Here is a 12,466-nt window from a genome sequence, read left to right on the forward strand (position 1 = left end):
ACCTGGCGCAGCACCGGGTCCTGGCGACAGGCCACGAGGAAGCTGTGGCGCTCGTCGAAGCCATCGTGATAACGCCCGAGAATGGTCGCCAGGTCGAAGCGGAAACCGTCCACGTGCATTTCCGTGGCCCAGTAGCGCAGCGAGTCGGTGACCATCTGCAGCACGCAGGGGTGGCTCAGGTCGAGGGTGTTGCCGGTCCCGGAGTCATTGATATAGAAGCGTTTGTCGTCGGGCATCAGGCGGTAGTAGGAGGCATTGTCGATGCCGCGCATGGACAGGGTCGGGCCTTGCTCGTTGCCCTCGGCGGTGTGGTTGTAGACCACGTCGAGTATCAGTTCGAGCCCGGCTTCGTGCAGGTGCGCGACCATTTCCTTGAATTCGGCGATCTTGCCACTGGCCAGGTAGCGCGGGTCGGGGGCGAAGAAGGCGATGCTGTTGTAGCCCCAGTAGTTGGTCATGCCCTTGTGCAGCAGGTGCTGGTCGTTGACGAAGGCATGGATCGGCAACAGCTCTACCGAGGACACCCCGAGCTTGCGAATGTGCTCCAGCACATCGTCGACCATCAGCCCGGCGAAGGTGCCGCGCACCGCTTCCGGCACCGAGGGATGACGCATGGTGAAGCCGCGCACGTGAGTCTCATAAATGATCGTTTTGTCCCAGGGCACGCTGACCCGATGATCGTGGCCCCAGGTGTGGGCCGGGTCGATCACTTTGCATTTCGGCACGAAGGGCGCGCTGTCGCGCTCGTCGAAACTGAGGTCGGCATCGGGATGCCCGATGGTGTAGCCGAACAGTGCCTCGGACCATTTCAGCTCGCCCACCAGTTGCTTGGCATAGGGGTCGATCAACAGTTTGTTGGGGTTGAAGCGATGACCGTTGGCCGGGTCGTAGGGGCCGTGCACCCGGTAGCCGTAGATCAGCCCGGGATGGGCGTCGGGCAGGTAGCCGTGGAAGATCTCGTCGGTGTATTCCGGCAGTTCGATGCGTTCCAGTTCGACTTCGCCCGTGGCATCGAACAGGCACAGCTCGACCTTGGTGGCATTGGCCGAGAACAGCGCGAAGTTGACCCCCAGGCCGTCCCAGGTCGCGCCGAGCGGGAAGGGCAGGCCTTCGCGGATGCGCGAGGGTTCGGTCGCTGGCGAGGTTTTCGGCGTGGTGGCTGTTTTGGACGTGGTCATGGAGGCTCCTGGGAATCAGATGGGCGAACAGGCTCCCTGTGGCGCACGGGCGCGCCACGCACATGGGCAAGGCCGGCAGTGGAGGGTGGCGCGAGCGCCTTGGCGAAAGGTCGTCAGCTGGCCGCTGGCTTGCGCGGTGCTCGTGGCTTTTTCGCCGCGCTGCTTTTGCCTCCGGGCGGCACCTTTTCTCCAGGAGGCGTCCTTTCTCCAGGAGGCACAAGGGGTGCCGCCGCCGCGGGTTTGGCGACGGCCTTGGGCTTTGCCGCGGGCTTGCCAGGCTTGGCGCTGGCGGCGCGGGTCGCCCTGGGTGGTTTGCTCGGGGCCAGGGCCTCGGCTTCGGCCAGCTTGCGGGCCATTTCCCAATGCCGGTGTTCCTGGCCGTCGGGCCGGCCTTCCGATTCCCAGATTTGATAGGCGAACTCACGAATGCGTTTGTCGTCGGTACTCATCGCAATGCTCCTGAACTGAACTCAAGTTTGGATGAAGAGGTTGACCGGGAAATCCCGCAATGCGCTGCTGATCATCAGATCCTTGTGGGGTGTGACTGCCCCCGTGGAAAAAAGTCCCTTCAGGTTTTGTCCTGGCGCGGCGAATGGCAGATGCACTCGCGTATCGCCCCAATCCGGCGCGTCGACCCGGGGATGCGCGCCGCTTTCCAGCAGCCCGGCGACCAGCCTGGGCACTATCACCACGGCGCGCTGGCCCTGGTGTTCGCGCATGAAGGCCAGCACCTTGTCGGCGTGTCGGCCCTGTACTTCCAGCGGTTGGTAGGTGCCCCGGCGAAACAGCTGCGGGTACTCGCCGCGGCGCTCTAGCGTGGCGGCGATCAGGGCCTGCTTGATGCGCCCGTCGCGCCAATTCGCCAACAGTTCCATGGTTTCGCCGCAGGGGTCCAGAGCCTGCTGTCGGGTGGCGAAGTCCACCGGGCGGCGGTTGTCCGGGTCCACCAGGCTGAAGTCCCAGAACTCGTTGCCCTGATACAGGTCCGGCACGCCGGGCACGGTCATGCGCAGCAAGGATTGAGCCAGGCCGTTGAGGGCGCCAGCGGGCGCGATGCGCTGCACGGCTGTGCCTATGGCGCTGCGCAACGGCAGGCCCTCGGGGCTGAGCAACAGCCGCTCGATAAACTGGTGGACCGCACTTTCATAGGCCTCGTTGGCCGCCGCCCAACTGCTGTGCAGCTTGGCTTCGCGCAGGGCTTTTTCCTGCCATTGCCAGAGGCGCCGGGCATAGTCCCGCAGGCCCTGGCTGTCGTCGCTGTGCAGTTCCAGTGGCCAGCTGCCGAGCAGGGCCTGATAGAGAATCAGCTCGTCACCGGCGCCGGGCGCCTGGGGATCGCTGCGCAGGGCCTGGGCCAGGCGGCGCCAGTGTTCGACCTGTGCGACGTACCAGGGGGTGAGTTCGCTGAGCACCGCCAGGCGCGCGCGGGCATCTTCGCCGCGCTTGTGATCGTGGGTGGCGCTGGCCAGCAGGTTGTCGGGGAAGGTCGCCAGGCGCTCGCGGCAGACCGCGTGGAAAGCTTCCACCGGGGCGCAGAACTGCTCGGTGGAAAAACCCACGTCGTTGCGCGACAGCAGCACCGCCGAGCGATAGAGCGCGGTGTCTTCCACCGCCTTGGCCGCGGTCGGCGAGGTCAATTGCTGGAAGCGCACGCAGGCATGCTTGAGCACCTTGCGCTGGCGCCCCGGTGGCAGCTGGCGCCAGCCGCGGCCGCCGAGCCACTGTTGCAGGTAGGCCAGCACCGGCCAGTCGGCTTCGCCCAGGGTGTCGCGGGCGCCTTGCAGGGCCTGCTGGAAAAACGCCTCGTCCGCCGCCGAGCGCCCGCAGGCGCCGATGTAGGTGCGATACACCGGGAAGTGCACGATCAGTTCCTGCAAGGCGCGGCGGATGGCGCCCAGGGTCAGGTCGCGGCTCATCACGTCGTTGCGCGCCACTTGCAGCAGGGCCTGGGCCACGCTTTCGAAGTCGCTGGCCAGCGAGCCGTTGAGCAACTGCTGGCGCGCCAGCCGAGCTTCTTCGAGAAAGGCCGCCGGGCGTTCGCTGTGCCGGCTCCAGAGTTCGGCCAACGGCTCGGCGCCTTGCGGGTCGTGTTGCAGCAGCGACAGCTGGTTCATGAATTCATAGCCGGTGCTGCCGTCCACGCCCCAGTCGCGACGCAGGGTTTCGCCGGCGCCAAGGATCTTTTCCACGTAGATCGGCAGGTGCTGGCCGGGGCGCAGCGCATCGACCCGGCGCCGCAGCTTGCGGCAGTAGCCGCGGGGATCGGCCAGGCCGTCGATATGGTCGATGCGCAGCCCGTCCACCAGGCCGGCGGCGATCAGCTGGAAGATTTTCCCGTGGGTGGCCTCGAACACCGCCGGGCGCTCGACCCGCAGCCCACCCAGTTCGTTGATGTCGAAGAAGCGCCGCCAGTTGATGTCGTCCGCCGCGGTGCGCCAGCTGGCCAGGCGATAACTCTGTTGCTCCAGCAGGGCGTGCAGGCGGGCGAAGCCCTCCGGCTGGCGCGCGTCATACTGCGCCAGCTGCTGCTCGATGGCCGCGCGGACCTGTGGGGCACTGGCGGCGTCCTGCAATTGCCGCTGCAAGGGTTCGGCCTGGGTGTGGGCGTCGGGTTGGTAGCGCAGGGTGCTGAAGGCATCGGCCAGTGGCTTGAGGCGCTCGGCCGATTCGGCGTCGAGCTCGCCCGGGACCCGCAGCAGCTCGCCATAGTCGCTGGGGCAGATCGGGAAGTGATGCTGGTAGTGCTCGACATGAAACTCGCCCCGTTCGGCATCGAAGCACAGCCGCAGCGTGCCTTCCTGCAGGGCCACGCCGTAGTCGCTGCCGAGGAACGGCAGCAGCAACTGGCCTTCCATCAAGGGGTCGGGGGAGTGCCACTGGATATCGAAGAACTCGCCATAGGGGCTCAGGCGCCCCCAGCGCAGCAGGTCCTGCCACCAGGGGTTGTCCGCGCCGCCGACCGCCATGTGATTGGAGACGATATCCAGCAGCAGGCCCATGTCGTGCTGGCGCAGGCTGCGGACCAGGCGCTCCAGCGCGGCCTCGCCACCCAGCTCGGGGTTGACCCGGGTCGGGTCGACCACGTCGTAGCCGTGCATCGAGCCGGCGCGGGCGCACAGCAGCGGCGACGCGTACAGGTGGCTGATGCCCAGGCGGGCGAAGTAGGGCACCAGCGGCACTGCGTCGTCGAGGCTGAAGCCGCGATGAAACTGCAGGCGCAAGGTAGCCCGCACAGGCCGGGTCGTCGCTTGGTTCATCGGTCGCGCTCGTGGGCCTGCAGCCGGGCGCAGGCCAGCAGTTCCAGGCGGCGCGCGGCGTCCGGGTCGTCGAGCAAGGCCGCGCTGCTGCCGGCCAGGCGCCGGCGCCAGTTGGGATGGCTGTCGAGGGTGCCGGGCAGGTTGGCCTGTTCGTCGATGCCCAGGGCGTCTTCCAGGGGCAGCAGCACCAGCGGCGCACGGGTATGGCCGAGGAAGCGCACGCTGGCGTCCACCACCTGGTCGGCTTCGTGAGTGTCCTCACGAAAGTTCTGCGGATCGCGGCTCAGGGCGTGGCGCAGGCCCTCGCGTTCGCGTTGGCGGTGTTCGCGCCAATGGGTTTCGCCGCTTTCGTCCACCAGGCCCAGGCGCGCGCTCCAGTCGATGTCGCGGCCCTGCCACCAGCCGTTGAGGGTCGGCAGGTCATGGGTGCTGGTGGTCGCCAGGGCGTTGTCCGGCCAGTCGAGGATCGGCCGGAAATGCGTGCCATGCTCCTGCTCGAACAGCAGCACGCGCATGCCGAGCATGGCCCGCGCGCTGAGTTTTTCCCGCAGGCCGTCGGGCACCGTGCCGAGGTCTTCGCCGAGGACGATCGCCTGGTGCCGGTGCGACTCCAGGGTCAGCAGGCGCAGCAGGTCGTCCACCGGGTAATACAGGTAGGCGCCGTCGCAGGGCGGGGCGCCGAGGGGGATCACCCACAGCCGCTGCAAACCCATCACATGGTCGATGCGCAGGCCGCCGGCATGGGCGAAGTTGGCCCGGAGCATTTCGATAAAGGCATGGAAGCCATTGCGCACCAGGCCCTCCGGGGAAAAGGCGGAAATGCCCCAACCCTGGCCCTGGCGATTGAGAATGTCCGGCGGCGCGCCGACGGTCAGCGCCGCCAGCAGTTCGTCCTGGCGGCTCCAGGCCTGGCTGCCGCCGCCGTCGGCGCCCACCGCCAGGTCGGCGATCAGGCCGATGCCCATACCGCTGCTGCGGGCGGTGCTCTGCACGCGCTCCAGGCAACGGGCGATCAACCATTGGCAGAAGGCATAAAAGCCGATGTCGCTGGCGTGTTCCACGGCGAAATGTGCCAGCGCCGGGCTGCGCGGGGTGCGCCAGGCATCGGGCCATTCGCGCCAGTCGAGGCTTTCGCCACGGGCCGCGCGCTGGGCCTGGATGGCTTCGAAGCGGCAGTGGTTTTCCAGGGCCTCGCCGCTGGCGTGGCGGAAACTGGCGAAATCCTGGTGCAGCGGATGTTCGCCCTGGCAGAAACCTTCATAAAGCGCGCGCAGGACTTTCTGCCGAGCCTGGGCCGCCACCGGCCAGTCGACCATCGGCTGTTGTTCCAGCTGTTGCAGCTGCGGCCCCAGGCCACTGGCGTCGATGGCGCTGCGCCAGGCCCGCTCGCCGAGAATGGTCCCGGGCGCGGCGTACAGGCTGTTGAGAAACAGCCGGCTGGACGGCGAATAAGGGCTGTAGCGTCCGGTGTCGCTGCTGAACATGGCATGCAGCGGGCTGATGGCAATGGCCTCGGCGCCCCGTTCGCCGGCGACCCGGACCAGGTCTTCCAGTGCCTGGGTATCGCCATAACCGCCATCGCCGCTGCGGCGCAGCGAATACAGCTGCACGCTCAGGCCCCAGGCGCGGGGCGTGGCCTGGTCCACGGCATCGGCGACGCTGTAGCAGCGCTCGGGCGCCACGGCCAGGGTGAAGTGCTGGCCGGCGATGCTCACCTCCTGGTAACCCACCGGCACCAGGCCCGGCAGCATGGAGTTGGCGTCCAGCTTGAGGTTGAGCACGCTGCCGTCTTCCAGGTGGATTTCGCAGGGCGTGTCCGGGGCGAAGTAATGCCCCAGGTCCAGGCCCTGGCCGGCATCGGCGGTCAGCAGCGGTGGCAGTTGCCGGCTCTGTTGCACCTGTAGCAGCTGGCGCAGGCTGGCTTCGATCTGCTGGTCGTTGTCGGCCGGATGGCCGAGGCTGGCCAGCACGCTTCGCAGCACCCGCGGCTCGACCCGTTGCGGGCGGCCGTTGGCGTCGATCCAGTCGACGGCCAGGCCGGCTCGGCTGGCGAGGATTTCCAGTTGCGCGTCGCTCATGGGCGTTCTCCGTCAAGGTCAGGCAGTGGGGCGGCCACGCCGAGGCTGACCAGTGCGCTATAGGGGGCGAGATAGCCTTGCTGCAAGCGTTCGAACGCCTGGGCCGGGTAATCGAACAGGCGCTGCGTGGTATTCGGTGGCCGTTGCTCGACCTGGTGCGGGCTCAGGTTGAGGTCAATGCGCAGCTCCTGGCCATTGCCCAGGCGCCAGCGGGCACACAGGGCGCCCTCGGCCAGCACCTCGGCGCCCAGGGCTTCGGCGCCGGGCAGGCAGGGCACGATGTGCTCGCGGCGCAGTTGCAACAGTTGGCGATACAGCGCCAGGGTCTGTTCGCCCTGGGCTGGGTCCGCCTGCGGCCTCGACGCAAGGAAGGTGTCCGGCGCGTTCGGGTCGGGAATCTGCTCGCGTTTATGCGGATCGGCGAAGGCGCTGAAGGCGGCGAATTCGTCGCGTCGGCCTTCGCGCACCGCATCCGCCAGTTCGCCGTGGTGGCTGGTGAAAAACAGGAAGGGCTGCGGCGCCGCCAGCTCGTCGCCCATGAACAGCAGCGGGATCATCGGCGACAGCAACAACAGCACCGTGGCCGCCCGCAACGCCTGTGGCTCGGCCAGGCGCACCAGGCGTTCGCCGAAGGCGCGGTTGCCGATCTGGTCGTGGTTCTGCAAAAACAGCACGAAAGCGCTGGGCGGCAGGTGGCCGCTGGGTTCGCCGCGAGCGGTGCCGTGGCGCGTGACATGGCCCTGGTAGGCGAAGCCCTGGCTCAGGCAGCGCGCCAGTTTCTCGGTGGGGCGTTTGGCGAAGTCGGCGTAGTAGGCGTCGGTTTCGCCGGTGAGCAACACATGCAGGGCGTTGTGGCCGTCGTCGTTCCACTGCGCATCGAAGTGCTGCTCCAGCAGGCTGGCCTGGTTGTACTCGTTTTCCACGGTCAGCCAGACCTGTCGCGCCGGGTCGATCCGTTGGCGTACCCGCTGCGCCAGTTCGGACAGGAAGTCCGGGTCGTCGATCGCATGCACCGCGTCCAGGCGCAGGCCGTCGAAGCGGTACTCCAGCAGCCACATCAGGGCATTGTCGATAAAGAAGTCGCGTACCGGCTGGCGGCGGAAGTCGATGGCCGCGCCCCAGGGCGTATGCCGGTCTTCCCTGAAGAAGGCCTTGGCGTAGTGGTGCAGGTAGTTGCCGTCGGGGCCGAAGTGGTTGTAGACCACGTCGAGCATCACCGCGAGATCCAGGCCGTGGGCGCAGTCGATCAGGTGCTTGAGGTCGTCGGGCGAGCCGTAGGAGGCTTCCGGCGCATAAGGCAGGACGCCGTCGTAGCCCCAGTTGCGATCGCCGGGAAACTCCGCCAGGGGCATCAGCTCGATGGCGGTGATGCCCAGCTGGGCCAGGCGCGGCAAGTGTTTTTTCACTTCGCGGTAACCGCCCAGCACCCCCACATGCAACTCGTAGATCACCGCCTGGTGCCACGGCCGGCCTTGCCAGTGCGGGTGCTGCCAGCGATAGGCCCGGGGATCGACCACCAGGCTGGGGCCATGGACATCGCCGTCCTGGGCCCGGGATGCCGGGTCGGGGACGCGGATCTCATTGTCGATGTTGAAGCGGTAGCGGGTGCCGGGCGGGGAATGGCCGACGACCATGAACCAGCCGTTGGCCTGGGGCAGCATGGGCAGCGACACACCGTGTTCGAGTTCGACGCTGACGTGCTGCGCATCCGGCGCCCAGAGGGCGAAGCGGGTGCGCTGGGCATCGAGTGGAACGGTGCCGTGGGGCCAGGTTTCCAGTGTCCTTGACGGCATCTTGGGGTGCCCTCTCAGGGTTTGGCCGATTTTCCCAAGGCCTTGGCCACCAGCTGTTCATAGAGTTCGGCGTAGGGCTCCACCGCCTTGCACCAGTTGAAGGGCGCGGCCATGGCCCGGCAGCGCATGGCGTTGAGCAACTGCGGATAGGCGAACACCTTGAAGGCGCGGCTCAGGGCCTCTTCGTAGCTGGCCACCGTGGACTCGTCGAACAGAAAGCCGGTGACGCCGTTCTCGATGGTGTCGGCCAGGCCGCCGGTATTGCGCGCCACCGGCAACGAACCGAAGCGCTGGGCGTACATCTGGCTCAGGCCGCAGGGCTCGTAGCGCGAAGGCATCAGCAGGAAGTCGCTGCCGGCGAACATGCGGCGGGCGTCGGTTTCGTTGAAGCCGATGTTCACCCCGATGCGCCCGGGGAAACGCGCAGCCAGGGCGCGCATGGCCTGTTCTTCTTCCGGTTCGCCGCGACCGATAATGGCGATCTGGCCGCCGGACTTGACGATGTACTCGGCCACGCCTTCGGTGAGGTCCAGGCCTTTCTGGTAGACCAGGCGCGAGACCACGGCGAACAGCGGACCGCTGCCGGGGTCGAGGCCGAACATCCGCCGTACATGGGCGGCATTGGCGGCCTTGCCTTGCCAGTCGCCGATGGCGAAGGGCGTGGACAGGTGCGGATCGGTGGCGGCGTCCCAGCTTTCGTCGATGCCGTTGGGGATGCCGCTGAGCAGGCCTTGCTGGGTCTTGCTGGCGAGGAAACCGTCAAGCCCGCAGCCGAAGGCCGGGGTGGTGATTTCCTGGGCATAGGTGGCGCTGACGGTGGTGATGTGGCTGGCGTAGGCCATGCCGGCCTTGAGGAACGACAGCTTGCCGTAGAACTCCATGCCTTCCTGTTGCAGGGCGTGTTCGGGAATGCCCAGCTCCGGGCAGGAGGCCAGGCTGACCACGCCCTGGTACGCCAGGTTGTGGATGGTGAACAGGGTCGGCGTGCGTTGCCCGCGCCAGTGCATATAGGCCGGCGCCAGCCCGGCGGGCCAGTCATGGGCGTGCACCAGGTCCGGGCACCAGTGGATCTGTGCCAGGTTGGCGGCGATGTCGGCGGCGGCCAGGCCCAGGCGGGCAAAGCGAATATGGTTGTCCGGCCAGTCGCGGCCGTTGTTGGCGCCGTAGGGCGTGCCTTCGCGCTCATAGAGTTCGGGGCAGATCAGCACATAGATCACCAGGCCGTCGGGCATGTCCATGCGCCCGATCTTGCAGGCCGGCAGGGCCGCGTGGCCGCCGAGCTCGCCAATGATATGAATCGGGTTTTCGCTGTGCATCACCTGCCGGTAGCCGGGGATCAGCAGGCGTACATCGTGCAGGTGCGCCATGGCGCGGGGCAGGGCCGCCGAGACGTCGCCCAGGCCGCCGGTCTTGACCAGGTCGGCGATTTCCGAGGTGACGAACAGGACCTTCTTGCGATTGGGGTTGTGGTGGATCAAGGGCAGTGACGTCTTGCCACCTGGGGCGAGAATCGATGTGGAGGCCGTCTCACCGGCCAGCGGCAGAGGATGCTTTCCCTGGGTTTGCAATACGGCACTGGTCATCTGTTTCTCCCGTTTTATTGATCTGTTCCTGGCATCTGCCGGCGGTGTCAAAAGGCCAATCCGGTGGCCGGGCACAAAAACGTTGCACATGCGAAAGCCGAACGCAGCCTCATGCGTCGACGCAAAGAGGGTGAAGGGGCCGTTGCAAGGATTGCACCAGTCGCGAAGGCCCTACCTTTAACCTGACCCAAGGCGTGAGCCAAAAGTTTCGACTTTATTTCCTCGGGGGTGACTGTCCGGTCACTTTTTGAATTCCAGTCTAGGACAGAAGTTAGAGCGCGGGCATGACGATTAGGTTTTCTCGGGGCGAAGGTTGCGCTGCCCTGGAATAAAGCCGACGAAAGGCAGTCTCGCGCACCGGCCGGGGGCGAGGTTTTCTGGCACGGGCGCGAAAACGGTGAGGGGGATGCAAGCAGGCGGTGCGGGGAAAAACCGCCCGCGCCCGATGATGGTGCAGGGCAGTGCTGGCGCAATGCCCGAGGTGGTTTCAGCCCAGCTGACGGATCGGCTGGCCGGCGGCCCAGGCCTGGATGTCCTCGATCATCTGGGTGAAGAACTGTCGGTAGTTCTGCTGGCTGACATAACCGACATGGGGCGTGGCCAGCACATTGGGCAGGCGGCGCAACGGATGGTCGAGGGGTAGCGGCTCCTGCTCGAACACATCCAGCGCCGCGCCGGCCAGGCGCCCGCGTTCGAGGGCGCTGATCAGCGCCGCTTCATCGACGATCGGCCCACGGGCGGTATTGACCAGCAGCGCCGAGGGTTTCATCCAGGCCAGCGCCTGGGCGTCCACCAGACCGCGGCTGCGCTCGCTGAGCACCAGATGCACCGAGAGCACGTCGGCCTGTTCGAACAACTGCTGCTTGTTCACGTAGGTCACGCCGGCCGCCGCGGCCCGCTCGGCGGTGAGGTTCTCGCTCCAGGCGATCACCCGCATGCCGAACACCTGGCCGAACTGCGCCACCCGCTGGCCGATGCTGCCCAGGCCGAGAATGCCCAGGGTCTTGCCGTGCAGGTCGCCGCCCAGCCCCTGTTGCCAGAGGCCGGCGCGCAGGGCGCTGGCTTCGCTGAGCAGGTTGCGGGTCTGGGCCATGATCAGCGCCCAGGTCAGCTCCGGCGCCGCGTGCTTGTAACTGTCGGTGCCGCACACCTGGATACCCAGGCTGGCCGCGGCGGCGAGGTCGATGGCGGCATTGCGCATGCCGCCGGTGAGCAGCAGCTTGAGCCGCGGCAGGCTGCGCAGCAGGGCCGCGTCGAAACGGCTGCGCTCGCGCATCACGCAGATCACCTCGAACGGCGCCAGGCGCTCGCTCATGGCGGCGGTGTCGCTGGGGTAGTCATGGATAAAGCTGACCTGGCCGATGCCCGACAGCAGCGACCAGTCGACGACGTCACGGGCGACGTCCTGCCAATCATCGATTACCGCGATCTGCACACTCATGAAGGCTCCAGGGGAAAACGCATCAATGTGACGCCAGCCAGCCCAGCAGGGCCTGGTGGAATTGCGCCGGTTCTTCCATCTGCGGGGCGTGGCCCAGGCCCGGGAACTCGATCAGGGTCGAGTGCGGGATGAGCCCGGCCACCTGCTTGCCCAGCACCTGGTAGTTGCCGATCCGCGCCTTGACCGCCGGCGGCGCGATGTCGCTGCCGATCGCCGTGGTGTCGGCGGTGCCGATCAGCAGCAGGGTCGGCATCTTCAGGTCCTTGAACTCGTAGTACACCGGCTGGGTGAAGATCATGTCGTAAATCAGCGCCGAGTTCCACGCCACTCGCGTGTGCCCGGGCCCCTGGTTGAGGCCGGCGAGCATGTCCACCCAGCGCTCGAATTCCGGCTTCCAGCGGCCGCCGTAATAGGTGCTGCGTTCATAGTTGCGGATGCCCTCGGCCGACAGCTTGAGTTCGCGGGCGTACCACTGGTCGACGCTGCGGTAGGGCACGCCGAGGGCCTTCCAGTCTTCCAGGCCGATCGGGTTGACCAGCGCCAGTTGCTGCACCTGCTCGGGGTACTGCAGGGCATAGCGGGTAGCCAGCATGCCGCCGGTGGAATGGCCCAGCAGGCTGACCTGCTGGATGCCCAGCCGGTCCAGCAGCTGCCGGGTGTTCTGCGCCAGTTGCTGGAAGCTGTATTGATAGTGCTCGGGCTTGCTGGAGGTGCAGAAGCCGATCTGGTCTGCGGCTATGACCCGGTAGCCGGCGTCGCTCAAGGCCTTGATCGAGCTGTCCCAGGTCGCGCCGCAGAAATTCTTGCCGTGCATCAGCAACACGCTGCGGCCGTTGGGCGTGCCCTTGGCCGGCACGTCCATATAGCCCATCTGCAGGGCCTGGCCCTGGGACTCGAAGGCAAAGTGCTGCAACGGGTAGGGATAGTCGAAGCCTTGCAACTCGGGACCGTAGGCCGGGCCTTCGGCGGCGAGGGCGGGCAGGGCGGCGGTCAGCAGCAGGCCGGATAACCAGCGGGTGAGGCTCCAGCGGGTGGGGCTTAGGGACATACATGACCTCCGAGAGAATGGGGCGATCCTGGAGCGGCGCGATTAGCGCGACATTAATAAGCAGAGGCCATCGCCAGGGCGAAACGTT

At 66.9% G+C, this 12,466-nt stretch carries 8 protein-coding genes; all 8 read right to left on the reverse strand.

The genetic code is table 11. The annotated features are described in order from the left end of the window. The coding region (locus J4D28_RS28005) for a glycogen-debranching protein (RefSeq protein ID WP_258537394.1) at positions 1 to 1,178 on the reverse strand (1,178 nt) is incomplete at its 3' end. 113 nt (positions 1,179 to 1,291) lie between these two features. Continuing rightward, positions 1,292 to 1,627, reverse strand: a complete 336-nt coding sequence (locus J4D28_RS28010) for a DUF2934 domain-containing protein (RefSeq protein WP_009048819.1) — start codon at positions 1,625 to 1,627, stop codon at positions 1,292 to 1,294. A gap of 21 nt (positions 1,628 to 1,648) precedes the next feature. Beyond that, complete coding sequence (locus J4D28_RS28015; RefSeq protein ID WP_103331792.1) at positions 1,649 to 4,435, reverse strand: malto-oligosyltrehalose synthase; 2,787 nt, start codon at positions 4,433 to 4,435, stop codon at positions 1,649 to 1,651. Continuing rightward, positions 4,432 to 6,513, reverse strand: a complete 2,082-nt coding sequence (gene malQ, locus J4D28_RS28020; protein WP_103331793.1) for a 4-alpha-glucanotransferase — start codon at positions 6,511 to 6,513, stop codon at positions 4,432 to 4,434. Before malQ ends, J4D28_RS28015 begins: the two co-directional genes overlap by 4 nt. Next, positions 6,510 to 8,306, reverse strand: a complete 1,797-nt coding sequence (treZ, locus tag J4D28_RS28025; RefSeq protein WP_103331794.1) for a malto-oligosyltrehalose trehalohydrolase — start codon at positions 8,304 to 8,306, stop codon at positions 6,510 to 6,512. The genes malQ and treZ overlap by 4 nt, the downstream gene beginning before the upstream one ends. A gap of 14 nt (positions 8,307 to 8,320) precedes the next feature. Next, a complete protein-coding gene (gene glgA / locus J4D28_RS28030) occupies positions 8,321 to 9,889 on the reverse strand; it encodes a glycogen synthase GlgA (RefSeq protein ID WP_053268952.1) in 1,569 nt (522 codons plus the stop codon). A 487-nt stretch (positions 9,890 to 10,376) separates the two neighbouring features. Further along, positions 10,377 to 11,330, reverse strand: coding sequence for a D-2-hydroxyacid dehydrogenase family protein (locus J4D28_RS28035; protein ID WP_016704751.1), 954 nt, complete (start codon positions 11,328 to 11,330; stop codon positions 10,377 to 10,379). A gap of 22 nt (positions 11,331 to 11,352) precedes the next feature. Beyond that, positions 11,353 to 12,378, reverse strand: coding sequence for an alpha/beta fold hydrolase (locus J4D28_RS28040; RefSeq protein ID WP_103331795.1), 1,026 nt, complete (start codon positions 12,376 to 12,378; stop codon positions 11,353 to 11,355). Positions 12,379 to 12,466: the final 88 nt, after the last annotated feature.

This window comes from Pseudomonas sp. GW531-T4, from assembly GCF_017349615.1.
In the GTDB taxonomy this organism is placed as follows: Bacteria; Pseudomonadota; Gammaproteobacteria; order Pseudomonadales; family Pseudomonadaceae; genus Aquipseudomonas; species Aquipseudomonas chlororaphis_I.

Coding starts and splice junctions, on each gene's coding strand:
- J4D28_RS28010 (WP_009048819.1), bottom strand. CDS start 1,627: ATGAGTACCGACGACAAACGCATTCGTGAGTTCGCCTATCAAATCTGG.
- J4D28_RS28015 (WP_103331792.1), bottom strand. CDS start 4,435: ATGAACCAAGCGACGACCCGGCCTGTGCGGGCTACCTTGCGCCTGCAG.
- malQ (WP_103331793.1), bottom strand. CDS start 6,513: ATGAGCGACGCGCAACTGGAAATCCTCGCCAGCCGAGCCGGCCTGGCC.
- treZ (WP_103331794.1), bottom strand. CDS start 8,306: ATGCCGTCAAGGACACTGGAAACCTGGCCCCACGGCACCGTTCCACTC.
- glgA (WP_053268952.1), bottom strand. CDS start 9,889: ATGACCAGTGCCGTATTGCAAACCCAGGGAAAGCATCCTCTGCCGCTG.
- J4D28_RS28035 (WP_016704751.1), bottom strand. CDS start 11,330: ATGAGTGTGCAGATCGCGGTAATCGATGATTGGCAGGACGTCGCCCGT.
- J4D28_RS28040 (WP_103331795.1), bottom strand. CDS start 12,378: ATGTCCCTAAGCCCCACCCGCTGGAGCCTCACCCGCTGGTTATCCGGC.